The sequence below is a fragment of the Bradyrhizobium sp. FW305-F6 genome, from assembly GCF_058782905.1.
This window is the reverse complement of the sequence record NZ_JBYSYD010000002.1, coordinates 975,398-991,899: the sequence shown is the minus strand read 5'-3', so window position 1 is coordinate 991,899 and position 16,502 is coordinate 975,398. Positions and strand designations below refer to the sequence as shown.

Annotated in this window: 18 protein-coding genes; 9 read left to right on the top strand and 9 right to left on the bottom strand. The window is 65.9% G+C overall.

What is annotated here, in order from left to right; translation table 11 throughout:
- The first annotated feature begins 83 nt into the window (after positions 1-83).
- A complete protein-coding gene (locus tag AC3WLX_RS16000; protein WP_492337301.1) occupies positions 84-944 on the top strand; it encodes a L,D-transpeptidase in 861 nt (286 codons plus the stop codon).
- Between the two features lie 57 nt (positions 945-1,001).
- Here the strand turns inward: AC3WLX_RS16000 and AC3WLX_RS15995 are convergent, their stop codons facing one another.
- The gene (locus AC3WLX_RS15995) at positions 1,002-1,646 is read right to left on the bottom strand and encodes a Rossmann-fold NAD(P)-binding domain-containing protein (protein WP_492336666.1); all 645 of its coding nucleotides are present in this window, start codon (positions 1,644-1,646) and stop codon (positions 1,002-1,004) included.
- Between the two features lie 258 nt (positions 1,647-1,904).
- Here AC3WLX_RS15995 and AC3WLX_RS15990 point away from each other — a divergent pair, with 258 nt between their 5' ends.
- The 8 genes from AC3WLX_RS15990 (at position 1,905) to AC3WLX_RS15955 (ending at position 8,186) form a co-directional block, all read left to right on the top strand.
- Complete coding sequence (locus AC3WLX_RS15990) at positions 1,905-3,065, top strand: cytochrome P450 (RefSeq protein WP_492336665.1); 1,161 nt, start codon at positions 1,905-1,907, stop codon at positions 3,063-3,065.
- 341 nt (positions 3,066-3,406) lie between these two features.
- Positions 3,407-4,360, top strand: a complete 954-nt coding sequence (locus AC3WLX_RS15985) for a sulfonate ABC transporter substrate-binding protein (RefSeq protein WP_492336664.1) — start codon at positions 3,407-3,409, stop codon at positions 4,358-4,360.
- A 2-nt stretch (positions 4,361-4,362) separates the two neighbouring features.
- Positions 4,363-4,485, top strand: a complete 123-nt coding sequence (locus AC3WLX_RS15980; RefSeq protein ID WP_291627728.1) for a hypothetical protein — start codon at positions 4,363-4,365, stop codon at positions 4,483-4,485.
- 10 nt (positions 4,486-4,495) lie between these two features.
- Positions 4,496-5,662 (top strand): FMNH2-dependent alkanesulfonate monooxygenase, encoded by a 1,167-nt coding sequence (gene ssuD / locus AC3WLX_RS15975; RefSeq protein WP_492336663.1) that lies wholly within the window; start codon positions 4,496-4,498, stop codon positions 5,660-5,662.
- Entirely contained in the window at positions 5,659-6,465 is an 807-nt protein-coding gene (gene ssuC / locus AC3WLX_RS15970; RefSeq protein ID WP_492336662.1) for an aliphatic sulfonate ABC transporter permease SsuC, read from the top strand. Before ssuD ends, ssuC begins: the two co-directional genes overlap by 4 nt.
- Positions 6,466-6,482: 17 nt before the next feature.
- Positions 6,483-7,319 (top strand): ATP-binding cassette domain-containing protein, encoded by an 837-nt coding sequence (locus tag AC3WLX_RS15965; RefSeq protein ID WP_492336661.1) that lies wholly within the window; start codon positions 6,483-6,485, stop codon positions 7,317-7,319.
- Positions 7,320-7,353: 34 nt separating this feature from the next.
- A complete protein-coding gene (locus AC3WLX_RS15960) occupies positions 7,354-7,935 on the top strand; it encodes a flavin reductase family protein (protein WP_492336660.1) in 582 nt (193 codons plus the stop codon).
- Positions 7,936-8,030: 95 nt separating this feature from the next.
- On the top strand, positions 8,031-8,186 hold the full coding sequence (locus AC3WLX_RS15955) for a hypothetical protein (RefSeq protein ID WP_492336659.1): 156 nt from the start codon (positions 8,031-8,033) through the stop codon (positions 8,184-8,186).
- A gap of 113 nt (positions 8,187-8,299) precedes the next feature.
- Here AC3WLX_RS15955 and AC3WLX_RS15950 read toward each other — a convergent pair whose 3' ends face one another.
- From AC3WLX_RS15950 to AC3WLX_RS15915, 8 genes are all read right to left on the bottom strand, one after another.
- A complete protein-coding gene (locus tag AC3WLX_RS15950; RefSeq protein ID WP_492336658.1) occupies positions 8,300-9,448 on the bottom strand; it encodes a M20 family metallopeptidase in 1,149 nt (382 codons plus the stop codon).
- Positions 9,449-9,753: 305 nt separating this feature from the next.
- Entirely contained in the window at positions 9,754-11,139 is a 1,386-nt protein-coding gene (flbD, locus tag AC3WLX_RS15945; protein WP_492336657.1) for a sigma-54-dependent transcriptional regulator FlbD, read from the bottom strand.
- Positions 11,140-11,196: 57 nt separating this feature from the next.
- The gene (fliN, locus tag AC3WLX_RS15940; protein ID WP_057027996.1) at positions 11,197-11,547 is read right to left on the bottom strand and encodes a flagellar motor switch protein FliN; all 351 of its coding nucleotides are present in this window, start codon (positions 11,545-11,547) and stop codon (positions 11,197-11,199) included.
- A 3-nt stretch (positions 11,548-11,550) separates the two neighbouring features.
- Positions 11,551-12,174: a FliH/SctL family protein gene (locus AC3WLX_RS15935; RefSeq protein WP_291628469.1), complete on the bottom strand. Its 624-nt coding sequence runs from the start codon at positions 12,172-12,174 to the stop codon at positions 11,551-11,553.
- Positions 12,174-13,262, bottom strand: coding sequence for a flagellar motor switch protein FliG (gene fliG / locus AC3WLX_RS15930; protein ID WP_492336656.1), 1,089 nt, complete (start codon positions 13,260-13,262; stop codon positions 12,174-12,176). Before fliG ends, AC3WLX_RS15935 begins: the two co-directional genes overlap by 1 nt.
- A 51-nt stretch (positions 13,263-13,313) precedes the next feature.
- Positions 13,314-14,924: a flagellar basal-body MS-ring/collar protein FliF gene (gene fliF, locus AC3WLX_RS15925; protein ID WP_492336655.1), complete on the bottom strand. Its 1,611-nt coding sequence runs from the start codon at positions 14,922-14,924 to the stop codon at positions 13,314-13,316.
- Positions 14,925-15,104: 180 nt separating this feature from the next.
- Positions 15,105-15,380: a CtrA inhibitor SciP gene (sciP, locus tag AC3WLX_RS15920; RefSeq protein WP_002714638.1), complete on the bottom strand. Its 276-nt coding sequence runs from the start codon at positions 15,378-15,380 to the stop codon at positions 15,105-15,107.
- A gap of 406 nt (positions 15,381-15,786) precedes the next feature.
- Complete coding sequence (locus AC3WLX_RS15915; protein ID WP_291628464.1) at positions 15,787-16,494, bottom strand: flagellar hook assembly protein FlgD; 708 nt, start codon at positions 16,492-16,494, stop codon at positions 15,787-15,789.
- Between the last annotated feature and the right edge of the window lie 8 nt (positions 16,495-16,502).

Genomic DNA, 16,502 nt, shown 5'->3' with positions numbered 1-16,502 from the left:
GTTCCGGTCTCGGCCGCATCGCTTCGAAGTTTCTTAAAACTTGCTCGATACCTGTCTTGGGCATGGTGACCCCGGGGAAAGCGATGAAGAAGCGGGCCAAACGTGGCAAGGCAGAGACCATCGCCCTCCCGATGGCCGCGCGCGTTGGAATTGGCGTCGTGGCCGTCGCCGCATTGGGGTACGGCTTGCTGTCCCGTCCGGCCAGCGTGCCGGCCCGGAAGCCGCCCGCGTCCCAGGCCCAAGCGTCTTCAACTCCGGTCTACGTGGCACCTCCGGTTCATGCCTCCGCGCCTGCGCCGGCTCCGATTCCGGCCCCGGCGCCGCTGGCCGAACCGCCGAAGGCCGACGCTGATGCGCCGGGAGCATTGGTCCGGCAGGTGGTCGACTATGCCAGCCGCCAGGCCCCGGGCACCGTCATCATCGATACCGGAAACACGTTTCTTTATTTGGTCCTGAACGAGCGGCAGGCGATGCGCTACGGCATCGGCGTCGGCCGCGAAGGTTTCGCGTGGGCCGGCGAGCAGACGGTGGCGCGCAAGGCAGAATGGCCGGATTGGCGCCCGCCCGTGGAGATGGTTTCGCGTCAGCCCTACCTGCCGCGGTTCATGGCCGGCGGTCCCGGCAACCCGCTGGGCGCGCGGGCGATGTATCTGGGCGAAACCGAATACCGGATTCACGGCACCAACAAACCCGATACGATCGGCAAGCGGGTGTCGTCGGGATGTATCCGGCTGACCAATGACGACGTCGTCGACCTCTACGAGCGGGTGAAGGTCGGCGCGAAAGTGATCGTGCTTCCGAGTGCCGCTGCCCGCAAACCATCCCCGGGAACGCCGCCGGACGCCGCGTCCCGATCGCCGGACCCGGCAGCGCCGCCGAACCGGCCCGCGGCAACCAACGCGCAGATGCCGGCGTCCGGACCGAAGGTTGCCGAGGTCCGGTAGCTCCAGGGGGCGGGTCGTCGCCTCGGCGAATCGTCAGCAGCGCCGGGATCGGCGGTGTCAGCTGCCACCCTCCGCCAGTTGCGCGGCTCCTATGACGTGCGTTCCTGGTTCGCCGGCAACAGACGCCTCGATGAGTTGGCGGGCCACGTTGGTCACCGAACTGGCACGCGCAACCCGCGGCAACAGGGGGGATACGAGGCCCAGGACAATCCGCACCGCTTGCTGGACTGGCCTGCTTTCGGCGCGTTCGCCGTCCAGGAAGCCCGGCCGCAGGATCGTCAGGGACGGGAAAGCGAGCGCCCCGATCGCCTGCTCCACCTCGCCCTTTGTCCGCGTGTAGAGAAACAAGGATCGCGGGCTGGCGCCCAGGGACGACACCAGCGCAAACCGACCAACCCCGGCCTCGCGCAGTCGCCGCGCTACGAGCAGCACCAGCTCGTAATCGACCGCTCGAAACGCCGCTGCCGACCCCGCCGTCGCCCGCGTCGTTCCGAGCGCGCAGATCGCGCCGTCGGCTTGCCATTCTTCACCGCCGGCACCGGCAAGCAGATCATCGAGCCGAGGATTGACCACCTTTTCCAGGGGCGGCAGCGCACGCCGTGTCGGCGCGACGATGCGCGTGATGCGAGGGTCCGCCAGAGCGAGCTCCATTGCGCGGCCGCCGACCAGCCCCGTCGCGCCAACGATGAGCAGTGTGGCCATGACCATCCTGTGTTGGATTTGCAGGCCGAGTGTACAGAAACCGGTCGCCACCGCAAATTTCCAAGCCGGCGGGCGACGATCTCCAGGTCCCGGCAGCTGTCAGGGTTGTGCGCCGCGAGGACTTCCTTGCCGCTCTGCCCCGCAAACCTGACGACCGAATGACTGCTCTGGTGCCTTCGTCCCCATCGCTGGGGACAGACGCCGGGCGCGGAGTTCGCTAGTCTGCCCTGAAGCACACAAACCCCCGGGGAGACCGCCTTGAGCACCGCGCCGCGCATCGACATCGACCCGGCCGCGTTCTGGGCCGACCCCTATCCGATGCTCGCGACGATGCGCAAGGAGGCGCCGATCGCCTTCGTGCCGCAGCTCGGCTCGACGCTGCTCACCAGCCGCGACGACATCTCGGTCTCCGAGAAGCAGATCGACGTGTTCTCCTCGCACCAGCCCGCCGGTCTGATGAACCGGCTGATGGGCCACAACATGATGCGCAAGGACGGCGAGGCGCATCTGGCCGAGCGCCGCGCGATGTTTCCGACCGTGTCGCCGAAGACGGTGAAGGCGCATTGGACCGCGCAGTTCCAGGCTCATGCGGATCGCATCCTCGATCGCCTCGGGCCCGGCCGGATCGATTTCATGCGCGACTTCGCGCTGCCGTTCTCCGGCGAATGCCTGAAGTCGATCACCGGCCTCACCAATATCGGCTTTCAGGACATGGATGCGTGGTCGCAAGGCATGATCGAGGGCATCGCCAATTATGCCGGCGATCCCGCCGTCGAGGCTCGCTGCCATGCGGCGACCTCCGGCATCGACGCCGCGATCGACGATATCCTGCCGGTAATGCGCAAGCGCCCGGACCAGAGCATCCTCGGCGTGCTGCTCGCCTCCGGCATGGCGATGGAGAGCGTGCGCGCCAACGTCAAGCTCGCGATCTCGGGCGGCCAGAACGAGCCGCGCAAGGCGATCGCCGGCACGGTCTGGGCGCTGCTGACCCATCCCGATCAGCTCGATCTTGTCAGGCGCGGCGAGGTGTCCTGGCTCCAGGCCTTCGAGGAATACGCCCGCTGGATCTCGCCGATCGGCATGTCGCCGCGGCGCATCGCAAAGCCCTGGACGATCCGCGACGTGTCGTTCGAGACGGACGAGCGCGTGTTCCTGATGTTCGGCTCCGCCAATCGCGATGAGAAACATTTCGAGCGCGCAGACCAGTTCGACGTGCGCCGCGACACCTCCAAGAGCGTCGCCTTCGGCGCCGGCCCGCATTTCTGCGCGGGGGCCTTCGCCTCGCGCGCCATGATCGCCGACGTCGCGCTGCCGACGGTGTTCGCGCGCGCCAGACTGGAGATCGCCGATGACGAAGAGGTGCGGCTCGGCGGCTGGGCATTCCGGGGCTTGCAGAATCTGCCGGTGAGGTGGCGCTAGGCCGGTGAGCCCCCGATCCACCTTTGCGATGCCATTCTGCCCCTGTTTTGCCCGACGGGTCAAACATATTTCGGATAAATCGTAAGTCATTGTTCTTGCACGCCCCGGCTACTGTGCATGGGGTTGTTTTCGCATTTCTTGTTACGAGCCCGCGATGGTCACATTCGCGTGCAGAAAAATTCCATCCTTATACGCTTCGCCGCATGAAAGATTAATCACGCGCGCAGCATGCACGGCAGTGCTGGCATCGCTATTTTCCCGGACGTCTCGACACCTCTGCTGACCCGCACCATCATTCCCGAAGACGGATGGTGATGGCCGCGCGCGGCCGGGAGTGTCGTATGCAGCGTCGGGACTTTCTGAAGCTTTCGGTTGGAACTGCCGCCGCCGCTGCGCTCGCTTCGCCCGCCATTGCGCAAGGCGCGGCGGTGAAGGAAATTCGTATCGGGTATCAGAAGACAGGCGTGCTGGTCATCACGCGTCAGCAGGCCGCCTTGGAAAAACATTTCACCCCGCGCGGCATCGAGGTGAAATGGATCGAGTTCTCCTCGGGCCCGCCGATGATGGAAGCCATGAACGTCGGCAGCGTCGATTTCGGCGCCGTCGGCGATTCCCCGCCAGTGTTCGCGCAGGCCGCGGGAGCCGCGATCGTCTATGCTGCCGGCCAGCCCATCACCAACGGCCAGGGCATCCTGGTGCCCAAGGATTCGCCGATCCGCGGCATCGCCGATCTCAAGGGCAAGCGCATCGGCTTCACCAAGGGCTCCAGCGCGCACAACGTCGTGGTGCAGACGCTGGAGAAGGCCGGACTCACCTATGCCGACATCACGCCGGTCTATCTGACGCCGCCGGACGCAGGCCCCGCCTTCGCCAACGGCAGCATCGAGGCCTGGGCGATCTGGGATCCCTATTTCGCGATCGGCGAGACCAAGCAGAACGGCCGCATCCTGATCAACTCGCACGAGGTCACCAAGACCAATTCCTTCTACATCGCCAACCGCGAGTTCGCGAAGAACCATGGCGCCATCCTGCAACAGATCGTCGACGTGACGACTGCGGCGGGCCAATGGGCCGAGCAGCACCGCGACGAGGTCGCCAGATCGCTCGCCGCGATCACCGGCGTTCCCTTGGACATCCAGACCCTCGCGGCCAATCGCGCGAACTTCGTGGTCGGCCCCGTCACCGACGAGATCGTCACGACCCAGCAGGGCGTCGCCGACCGCTTCTACAAGCTCGGCCTGATCCCGAAGCCGATTCAGATCCGCGACATCGTCTGGCGCAACCCGGCAGCCTGACCGTGCCGACCAATCTTCCCATCCACAAGGGTTTGAACATGAGACGTATCATCCAGCGTCTGATCGCGGCCATCGTGCTCTCGATCGGCATCGTCGCCGCCGCCGTCGGCACGACTTACGGCTAGGGGCACATCGATGAGCAAGCAACCCAACGCCAACATCCTCTGGTTCATGCCGACGCACGGCGACGGCCGCTATCTCGGCACCGGGATCGGCGGCCGCGAGGTCAATTTCAACTATCTGCGCCAGATCGCGCAGGCCGCCGACCAGCTCGGCTATTTCGGCGTGCTCCTGCCGACCGGCCGGTCGTGTGAGGATTCCTGGATCGTCGCCTCCAGTGTCGCGCCCTTCACCGAGCGGCTGCGCTATCTCGTGGCGGTCCGCCCGGGCCTGCAATCGCCCAGCGTCGCCGCGCGCATGACGGCGACACTGGATCGCATCAGCAATGGCCGGCTCCTCGTCAACGTCGTCACCGGCGGCGATCCCGTCGAGAACAAGGGCGACGGCATCTTCCTCGGCCATGACGAGCGCTACGAGGTCACCCGCGAGTTCCTGAACGTCTACAGCGATCTGCTCGCCGGCAAGACGGTGAACGCCGAAGGCAAGCACATCCATGTCGAGGGCGGCAAACTGCTGTTTCCTCCGGTGCAGTCGCCGCGGCCGCCGTTGTATTTCGGCGGCTCGTCCGATGCGGGCATCGACGTCGCGGTCGACACCGTCGACAAATATCTCACCTGGGGCGAGCCGCCGGCGCTGGTTGCCGAGAAGATCGCGAAGGTGAGGGAGGTCGCGGCAGCGCGCGGCAGAAAGCTCTCCTTCGGCATTCGTCTGCACGTGATCGTTCGCGAGACCAATGACGAAGCCTGGCGTGCCGCGAACGAGCTGATCAAGCATGTCAGCGACGACACCATCGCGCTGGCGCAGAAGAACTTCGCCCGCATGGACTCGGTCGGCCAGCAGCGCATGGCGCAGCTTCATGGCGGCAGGCGCGACAAGCTCGAGATCGCGCCCAACCTCTGGGCCGGCGTCGGCCTCGTGCGCGGCGGCGCCGGCACCGCGCTGGTCGGCGACGCCGAGACCGTCGCGGCCCGCATCAAGGAGTATCAGGACCTCGGCATCGATACCTTCATCATGTCGGGCTACCCGCATCTGGAGGAAGCCTACCGCTTCGCCGAGCTGGTCTTCCCGCTGCTCGCGCTGGAGCAGCCTTCCAACGTGAGGAAGTTGCATTTCAGCGGCGGTCCGTTCGGCGAGACGGTCGGCAGCGATTTCCGTCCGCAGCACCGGGTGTCGCAGTCATGAGCGTGATCGACAGCATTTCGCTTCCACGCAGCTTCCGCCTGCCGCGCGTCGACGGCCTGATCCAGTGGATCGTGCCGTTCGCCATCATCGCGATCTGGCAGGTCGCGAGCGTCACCGGCTTCGTGCCGACCCGGGTGCTGCCGGCCCCGAGCGATGTCGTACTCGCGGGCTGGAAGCTGCTGCTCTCCGGCGAGCTCGTCCGCAACATCTGGGTCTCGTTCTGGCGCGCTTCGATCGGCTTCCTGATCGGGGGCGGCATCGGCTTCGCTTTCGGTCTTGCCAACGGCCTGTCGCAGCTGTCGGCCAGGCTCACCGACACCACGCTGCAGATGGTGCGCAACGTGCCGCATCTGGCGCTGATCCCGCTGGTCATCCTCTGGTTCGGCATTGACGAGAGCGCAAAACTGTTCCTGGTGGCGCTGGGCGTGTTCTTCCCGATCTATCTCAACACGCTGCACGGCATCCGCACGGTCGATCCGCAGCTGATCGAGATGGGCCGCATCTACGGCATGACCGACGGCGAGCTGTTCCGCCGCGTCATCTTTCCGGGTGCGCTGCCTTCGATCTTCGTCGGCATCCGCTTCGCGCTCGGCATCATGTGGTTGACCCTGATCGTCGCCGAGACCATCGCCGCGTCCTCAGGGCTAGGCTACATGGCGATGCAGGCGCGCGAGTTCATGCTGATCGACGTCGTCGTGCTCTCGATCCTGATCTACGCCCTGCTGGGCAAGCTCGCCGACAGCGCCTCCCGCGTGCTGGAGCGCTTGACCCTCTCCTGGCACCCCGCCTTCCAAAAACGTTGAGACATACCGGGAATCACATGCAGACAGCGCTTCGTACTTCTCTTCCCGAGACCGAGCTCGCCAGCCGCGCTAATTTCGCGCCTCACGCCCGCGTGGTGCGCGAGGATCGTCCGGTGCAGGCCAGCGGCCTGCCGCTCAGCATCCGCGGCTTGCGAAAGTCCTTCGGCGACAACGAGGTGCTGCGCGGCATCGACCTGCACATCCCCGCCGGCCAGTTCGTTGCGATCGTCGGCAAAAGCGGCTGCGGCAAGAGCACACTGCTGCGCCTGATCGCCGGCCTCGACAAGATCGATGCCGGCAGCATCGGCTTCGGCCAGGATATTCAGCCCGAGGATATCCGCGTGATGTTTCAGGAGCCGCGGCTCTTGCCCTGGGCGCGCGTGCTCGCCAATGTCGAGGTCGGGCTCGGCCGCGATCGTGCTTCCAAGGATGCGCATGACCGCGCCGAGAAGGCGTTGATCGAGGTCGGCCTTGCCGAAAAGCGCGACCAATGGCCGGCGGTGCTGTCGGGCGGCCAGAAGCAGCGCGTCGCGCTCGGCCGTGCGCTGGTCTCACGCCCGCGCGTGCTTGCCTTCGACGAGCCGCTCGGCGCGCTGGATGCGCTGACGCGCATCTCGATGCAGCGCCTCCTGGAGCGGGTCTGGCGCGATCAGGGCTTTACCGCGATCCTGGTCACCCACGATGTCTCCGAGGCGGTCGCGCTGGCGGATCGCGTGCTGGTGATCGACGAGGGGCGCATTGCCCATGACGTCACGGTCAACGCCGCCCGGCCGCGCCAGCGCGGATCGGCCGAGCTTGCGGCCCTCGAAGGCTCGATCCTGAGCCACCTTTTGTCGGCAGACGATCGTACCTAAATATGAGGGAATCCCCGTTTCGGGGAGCAATGCCATGAATGTAGTGCCCCGCGATCTCATGACCGAAATCCCCGTCTCGTCCGCCGATTTTCGCGGCGCCATGCGCCATCTCACCGGCGGCGTCAGCGTCATCACCGCCGGGCGGGGCAAGGACATCACCGGCATGACGGTGACCTCGGTCACCTCGCTGTCGGTCGAGCCGCCGACGCTGCTGGTCAGCATCAACCGCGACGCCTCCTCGTTTCCGCTGATCCGCCGCAACGGCGCCTTCGGCGTGAATATCCTGAATGCCGACCAGCTCGATGTCGCCGAACGCTTTGCCGGTAAGGGCGGGCTGAAAGGCGCCGATCGCTTTGCGGGCAGCCAGTGGGTGACGGCCACCTCGGGCGTTCCGCTGCTGGTCGGCGCGCTCTCGGCGTTCGACTGCGAGGTCGAGGAGATCGTGGAGCGGCATTCCCACGGCATCGTCATCGGTCGCGTCAGGACCATCAGGAGCTCGGCCCGCACCGCCGCGCTGGCCTATTGGCACGGCCAATATCTGGCGGTCGACCAGGACGAAGACGCGGCAAGGCTCGCGGAGGTCAGCGTTCCCGGACGAAGCCGCCGCGGCACCTGATCGCCCGGCCTATCGGTGCAGAGGCTGGCCTTTTCCGCCACATCGCTCTAGAAGCGGCCAGGGCTGTCCCGCCGGGACGGCAACGGAGCGGAACGATGAAGCGCGTCGCGACCTGGGCCTTCTACGCCATCGGCGCGCTCGCGATCGCCTATCTCGCCCTCTACGCCTACGCGATATTCTCGGGATCGCCGATCGTGCCGGGCGACCCCATCCACATCTTCCGCAAGCCCGACGCGCCGAGTTATTCGTGACGACACTCTCTCCTCGTCATGGCCGAGCTTGACCCGGCCATCCACGTATAGCCACGACCGACGAGAGACGTGGATGCCCGGGTCAAGCCCGGGCATGACGGCGGAGTGCGGGACTACCCCCGCAAAATCGCCAGCGCGAGCGTCTGTGCGCGCGGCACGATGCTGTCGACCTCAAGATATTCCTCCGGGGTGTGCGCGAGACCGCCGACCGGCCCGAGGCCGCAGATGGTCGGCGTGCCCACGGCGGCGGTGAAGCCGGAATCGGCGCAGCCGCCGGAGAATTCGCCCTCGAGCGTGGTAAGGCCGACGTCTCTTGCGGCGGCCTGGTAGCTCTCGAACAGCGCCTTCGACTTCTCGCTCTGCACCACCGGCACGAACTCGCCCTTGATCGTCAGCGTCGCATTGGTGCCCGGCACGTAGGACGTCGCAACGATAGTCTCGATCGCGCCCATGATCCGCGCGCGATCGGCCGGATCGACATAGCGCAGATCAATCTGGCCCTCGGCATAGGGCGCCGTCGTGTTGACGGACTGTCCGCCCGAGACCAGGCCGACATTGAGCGTGATGCCCTTGTCGAGATCGGTCAGCGCGTGGATCTGCACGATCTTGTGCGCGAGCTCGCCGATCGCGCTGACGCCGGCGGCGAAGTTGGCACCGGAATGGGCCGCCTTGCCGGTGATGGCCATGTGCATGAAGATGCCGCCCTTGCGTCCTGTCACGACGTTGCCCGTGGGGCGGCCCGGCTCGGAATTGAACACGGCGCGCGCGCTGCGTCCCTCGCGCTCGATCACCGGCCGCGAGGAGGGCGAGCCGATCTCCTCGTCCGAGGTGATCAACACCTTGATCGGATGCGGTGAGCCGCCGAACTTGTGGAAGGCGGTCGCGACGAACACGTTCATGACCAGGCCGGACTTCATGTCGGCGACACCGGGTCCATAGGCGCGGCCGTCCCGGATCGTGAACGGCCGCCGCCCGGCCTCACCCTTGCCGAACACGGTGTCGCGATGCCCCATCAACAGCACCGGCGGCTCGTTGCTGCCGGGCTTTGCCACCTCGGCATGAATTGCGTCGCCGAACGTGTCGTGGCTTTCGCGCCTGAACGGGATGCCGTGCTCGGCAAAATGCCGCTCGAACCGCGCACCGACCGCATCGACGCCTTCCTTGTCGTAGGAGCCGGAATCGATGTTCACGATGTCGCGCAGCAGGTCGATCATCGCCTGCTTCTGCGACGCCAGCCAGTCCGTGATCTGAGCTTCAGACATGTGGTCCCTCGGTGTGGTTCTCGGGCGAGGTTATAGGGCCTGGCGCAGGCGCGACCTAGTCGGAGAATGCGATGCGGCTCTGCGCCGCGTGCTGAGTTATCCGTCATCCTGAGGCGGCCGCTTCTTCAGCGGCCCTCGAAGGGCGACGGCCCGGCGGTGGCCGTTCATCCGTCGAGGCTCCGCACGCGATGCGTTCGCATCGCGCGCTTCGCACCTCAGGATGACGGGGCGAGTATTGGTGTACGCCAAACGAAAATGCCCGGGACAGGCCCGGGCATTCGCAATCGCAACCAGCCTGGGAGCTGTTACGCCCCCACCATCGGCATCCGCGGATATTCGCCGGGCGTGCCGGCGGGCGGGATCGGTATGCCGCCATCGGCATATTCGTTGAGCTTGTTGCGCAGCGTGCGGATCGAGATTCCGAGGATGTTGGCGGCATGGGTCCGGTTGCCGAGGCAGTGCTTCAGCGTCTCCAGGATCAGGTCGCGCTCGACGTCGGCGACAGTGCGGCCGACCAGCGCGCGCGTTACCTGCTCGGCGGCCATGGTGGCATGCGCCACTGCCGGCGGCGTCCTCGCAAGGTCGAGGCGGTCGCCGTCCGGCGTGATGATAGCGTCAGCGCCGATCTCGTCGCCCTGCGCCATCAGCACCGCGCGATGCATGGTGTTCTCCAGCTCGCGGACGTTGCCCTGCCAGCGGTTGGCGGAGAGCACGCGGCGGGCATCCGCCGAGATCGGGCGCAGCGGCACGCCGTTGGCCTCGGCATATTTCTTTACGAAATGCTGGGCGAGCTCCAGGATGTCGGCGGGACGCTCGCGCAACGGTGGGATCTTCAGATTGACGACGTTGAGGCGGAACAGCAGGTCCTCGCGGAAGGTGCCTTCGCGCACTGCGTCAGCGAGATTGCGGTTGGAGGTCGCGATGATGCGGATGTCTACCGGCACGGGCTTGGTGCCGCCGACGCGGTCGATCACGCGCTCCTGGATGGCGCGCAGCAATTTCGATTGCAGGCGGACGTCCATCTCCGAGATTTCGTCGAGCAGCAGCGTGCCGCCGGTCGCCTCCTCGAACTTGCCGATGCGGCGCGCGACCGCGCCGGTGAACGCGCCCTTTTCGTGGCCGAACAGCTCGGACTCCAGGAGGTGCTCGGGGATCGCGGCGCAATTGATCGAAATGAACGGGCGCTTGGCGCGAGCCGAGCGGGTGTGGACGTAGCGGGCCAGCACTTCCTTGCCGGTGCCGGATTCGCCGGTGATCATCACCGAGGCGTCGGAGCCGGCGATCTGCTGGGCCAGCTTGATCACCCTGGCCATCGCGTCGTCGCGATAGACCAGCTCGCGGGAATCGTTGGCGACGGCGGCGAGCACCGCAGCGATCAGTTCCGGATCCGGCGGCAGCGGGATGTATTCCTTGGCGCCGGCATGGATCGCGGCGACCGCGGCGCGGGCGTCGTTGGTGATGCCGCAGGCGACGATCGGGGCGTGGATGTGCTCGGCCTCCAGCCGCAGCACGAGGTCGCGGATGTCGAGGGCGACGTCCACCAGCAGGAGGTCGGCGCCCTTGCCGCCGCGCAGCACGCGCATCGCCTGCTCGTGATCCTCGGCATGAGTCACGGTGGCGCCGTTCTCCATCGCGATCTTGGTGGCGGTGGTGAGCTGGCCCTTCAATGTGCCAACGATGAGAAGCCGCATGTCAGTCTCCTGTCCGTCTGTTCGCGCTGCCGCGCGTCATGTCCTTGCGTTGTCGTGTCAGCCGCGTTCGGCCTTGATGATTTCCGTCATGGTCACGCCGAGCTTGTCCTCGACCAGGACGACCTCGCCGCGGGCGACCAGCTTGTTGTTGACGTAGATGTCGATGGCTTCGCCGACGCGACGGTCGAGCTCGAGCACGGTGCCGGGACCGAGCTTGAGGAGCTCGCCGACGTCCATCTTGGAGCGGCCGAGCACGGCCGAGACCTGAACGGGAACGTCGAACACGGCTTCGAGGTCGGCCGCGGCACGCGCTGCGTATTCGTCCTCGTTGTAGCCGACGTCGGTGCCGGTGGGCGGCATCGGGCCGTTGAGATCGGGCAGCGGGACCTGTCCGTCGGTGTCGCTCATGGCTTAATTCCCCCTGCGGGACGCGATGTAGCGTCCGACCATTTCGTCGATCTTGGCGGCGATGGCGCCGCGCTCCAGCACGACGCCGCCATCGGCCCATTCGATCCGGCAGTCGCCGGTGGCAATCTCCGGCTCGGCCAGGATCACCAGCCGGCCCTCGAAGCCGCTCTGCCTGGCCAGCCGCTCGATCTTCTCGCGCGCGGCCTCGTAGAGCGCATCGTTGACGCGGACGACGAGATGCGGCGTTGCGACCAGATGCGAGAAACAGTCCTTGACCAGCGCGACGACCTCGCCGAGAGGCTCGGCGGCGACGAGGTCGGCGCACAGCTTCTTCGCCACTGCGACCGCGACCTCGACCGCCTCGGTCTCCATCCGGGTCTCGATGTTGCCGATGCCGGAGGCGACGCCCCGGATCGCGATGTTGATCTCTTCCATGGCAAGCGCAATGCGGCGGTCGCTTTCGGCCTTGGCCTCGCGCTGGCCGGCGGCAAATCCGTCCTGATAGGCGCGCGCCTCGGCTTCCGCGACCTTCTGGGCGATCTCGGCCGCGGTCGCGGCCTTCTCGCGCGTCGACCGCTCCGGCGCCGCGAAGTCGGTATCGAACAGGAATTTTGCCGGAGCGGCCATCAGTACACCAGCTCGTCGTCGGCGCGGTTCTTGGTCAGCATGATCTCGCCCTTGGCGGCGAGGTCCTTGGCGAGATTGACCAGCAGGGCCTGGGCCTCGTCGACGTCGCGCAGGCGCACCGGGCCCATCGCCGCCATGTCGTCCTGGAGCATCTTGGCCGCACGCGAGGACATGTTGCCGAAGAAGAAGTTGCGGACGTCCTCGTTGGCGCTCTTGAGCGCAACGCCGAGCTTGTCCTTGTCGACGTTGCGCATCAGGGTCTGCGCGGAGCCCGAGTCGAGCTTCACGAGGTCGTCGAAGGTGAACATCAGCGCCTTGATGCGCTCGGCCGATTCGCGGTTGTCCTCTTCCAGCGAGGTGATGAAGCGGGTTTCGGTCTGGCGGTCGAAGTTGTTGAAGATTTCCGCCATGACCTCGTGGGCGTCGCGGCGGCGGGTCTGCGACAGGTTGGACATGAATTCGGTGCGCAGCGTCTTCTCCACGCTCTCGATCACCTCCTTCTGCACCGCCTCCATCTTCAGCATGCGGTTGACGACGTCGAGCGCGAGCTCCTCGGGCAGGATGCCGAGCACGCGCGCGGCGTGCTCCGATTTCAGCTTCGACAGCACCACGGCGATGGTCTGCGGGTATTCGTTCTTGAGATAGTTTGCGAGCACCTCTTCCTGCACGTTGGAGAGCTTTTCCCACATGTTGCGTCCCGCCGGGCCGCGGATCTCGTCCATGATGCCGTTGACCCGCTCCGGCGGCAGGTATTGCTGCAGCAGCCGCTCGGTGGCGTCGAAATTGCCCATCAGCGCCCCCGAAGCCGACATGCGCGAGACGAATTCGAGCAGCATGTCCTCGACGGTCTCGACCTCGACGGTGCCGAGCGTCGACATCTCCAGCGAGAGCTGGCGCACCTCGTCGTCGTCGAGCAGGCCCCAGATCTTGCCGCCATACTGCTCGCCCAGCGCGAGCATCAGAATCGCAGCGCGCTTGGGCCCGGCCAGCGCTTCGGACTTGCCCACGCGGCTGCCGGCGCGCTGGCCCAGCGTGGAGATCACGCTGGTGATGTCGTTGGAGTTGGCGTTTTGGATGGAGGCGGCCATTTCAGATCACTTCTTGATTCGCTTGGCGGAGTTGCTTGGCGGAGTTGCTCGTTACTTCGCAGGCTCGGTCAGCCATTGACGGATGATCGCGACTGTTTCGTTGGGGTTGCGTTCGGCGAGCTCGCCGACGCGATGAACGGACTGGGCATGGACCTGGCCCTGGACGGTGGCGACGTCGATCGCGCTGGCGGCGCCGCTCGGCAGCAGCGGCTGGCTGGCGGACGGCGCCTCTTCCGAAGCGGCGGGGCCGGTCAGCACGCCGGAGATCGCGGCCGCGACCTCGTCGGAGGCGAGGATGCGCTTGACCAGCGGGCGGATCACCAGGAACAGCACGACGAGGCCGAGCAGCATCATCACGCCGAGCTCGACGAAGTACATGACGTCGTCCTTGGTGAACTGGAGCATGCCGAGAAAGCCTGAGGGCTCGCCGATCGGAGCGGTGGAGGGGGCGTCGGCGAAGCGCAGATTGACGACCTCGACCTGGTCGCCGCGCTTCTGGTCGAAGCCGATCGCCGAGCGCACCAGGGCGGCGATGCGGTCGAGCTGATCCTTGGTGCGGTCCTGGTAGGCGAGCTCGCCCTTTTCGTTCTTGCTGTAGATGCCGTCGACCAGCACCGCGACCGAGATGCGGTTGACCCGGCCGGCCTCGGTCACCTCGGTCTTGGTGGTGCGGGAGATCTCGTAATTGTTGGTTTCTTCGGACTTCTTGCTCTGGTCCTTGGCCGTGGCGCCGTTGTTCTGCTGGTTGCCGGGCAGTTCGTTGTTGACGGTGACCTGGCCGTTGTTGTCGGCGGTCATGCTCTGCTCTTCGCGGGTCTGGCTCGAGCGCAGCACGCGGCCCTCGGGGTCGAACTTGTCCGAGGTCTGGGTGACCTTGTTGAAGTCGAAATCGGCGGCGAGCTGCACGCGGGCGCGGCCGGATCCGACCACGGAGGACACGATGTCCTCGACCTGCTTGCGCATCCGCTTCTCGAAGGCGATGCGGCGCTCCTCGCCGACCGCCTGCTCCGGGTCGGTCGCGGCGCCATCGGCGAGCAACTGGCCGGCCTCGTCGACGATCGAGACCCGCTGCGGCTTCAGCCCGTTGACGGCGGAGGCGACGAGGTGGCGGATGGCGCGGATCTGCGGCGCCTCCAGCGCGCCGCGGACGCGCACCACGATCGAGGCCGACGGCTCCGGCGCCTCGCGCGCGAACAGCGGGCGCTCGGGCAGCACCAGGTGGACGCGGGCGGCCTGGATGCGGTCGATGGCGCGGATGGTGCGGGCGAGCTCGCCCTCGAGCGCGCGCAGATGATTGATGTTCTGGACGAAGGAGGTGGTGCCGAGCGCGTCCGACTTGTCGAACACCTCGTAGCCGACGCCGCCGCCCTTGGGCAGCCCGCCCTCGGCGAGCTTCATCCGCAGACGCGTGACCTTGTCCTTGGGCACCATGATGATGGAGCCCTCGTTGCGGATCTCGAACTGGATGCCCTGGCGTTCCAGGTCCTTGATGATGCTCGAGGAATCTTCGACGGACAGGTCCGTGAACAGCGTCGTCATCTGCGGCGTGGTGACGCGCATGATGACGAAGGCAAAGAAGCCGATGAGCGCGGCGGTGACCGCGATCATCGCCCCGAACCGGGCGGCGCCGATACTCTTCAGAAAGTCCGCAAGCCCTTGCAAGCAACCGCCCCACAGCTTCGGCCGCTTTCACTGGAAAGGCCGAGTGGGCAATTATTGCCTAGGTGATGGTTTCGATATGGTTAACGAAGGTTAAGAGGTCGGACAAAAGTGCATCATGAAGAAAAACGGCCTCGCAAAGCGAGGCCGATTTTCGTCAAACACCGCAGATTTCCGGATCGCTTACTGGCGATATTGCTGGATGCGGGTGGTGCGAAGGCCCGCCAGACCGTGCTGGTCGATGGAAAACTGCCAGGAGAGGAATTCGTCGACCGTCAGGGTATAACGGCTGCAGGCCTCCTCGAGGGAGAGAAGTCCACCACGAACAGCGGCGACGACTTCGGCCTTGCGGCGGATGACCCAGCGTTTGGTGCCGGGTGCAGGCAGATCCGCGATCGTCAACGGACTGCCGTCCGGCCCGATGACGTATTTTACCCTCGGGCGATGGGGTTCTGTCATGGCGTACTCACAAACTCTCAACCACTGAACTCACGCCGTAACCGTAACCCCCGCGGCTTAAAAATCCGCTAAGCCTAAGGCTTCAATACAATTCTCCTTGAATCTTGCCGGAACAGGCCCGTCTCGGCCGGCGCGACGGTGACATCCGGGCGGGCCGAGGCGGAGTTCGTAAATACTTTACTAACGAATGGAGCCTGCGGTCGCATTGCGGAGGCCCTCTCTTTGTCATCCCGGGGCGCGCGGAGCGCGAGCCCGGGATCCATAACCCCAGGAAGGGGTTTGACGACGACTCGGGGTTACCAGTATGCGCTGCAACCACTCCCTGTGGCTGTGGATCCCCGCCCCCGCGCGCAATTGCGCACTAGGCGGGGATGACACCGGAGTTTGTTGCTGCGGTGTTCCGCTATCAATTGCTGCTCGTCGCGATGATGCTCTTGACCTGGCTCAGCGTGTAGCTGGCGCCGTCGATGGTGAGCAGCGGCGGCGACTGGGTCAGGTCGACCGACGACACCACGCCCTGCACCTGCGCGGCGATGCCGACATTGTTGTTCGCGACGTCCTTGCCCGTGGCCGAGATCGTGTACTTGCCGTCGGGCCATTGCGTGCCGTCATTGCCCATGCCGTTCCAGGTGAACGGGATGTCGTTGCCGGCGGCGGCGGTGTACTTGCCGTTGAACACGGTCTGGCCGCTCGAATTGGCGATGGAGATCTCGACCGTGGAGTCGGTCGGCACGTTGAGATGCCAGACAGCCGTGGAGTTGGTCATGCTCGCGGTCGATCCGTCGACCAGGGCGGTCTTGCCGACGAAGCCCAGCGCCTGGGTCGCCTGCGTGGTCTGCTGCAGGCTGACGAGCTGGGCCAGCGAATCGTTGGTCTTGAGCTGCTGCTCGACGCCGGCGAACTGCACCAGCTGCTGGGTGAACTGGTTGGTGTCGAGCGGATCCAGCGGGTTCTGGTTCTGCAGCTGCGTCGTCAGCAGGGTCAGGAAGGTCTGGAAGTTGCCGGCGAGCGTCGACCCCGTGGTCGAGCTCAGCGTATTGGACGAGGAGGATTTCGGCAGGTCGGTCGTCCCGGAGACGACGGAGGGGGCGGTCGCGGCATTCGTGGTGGTCATGTCTCGAT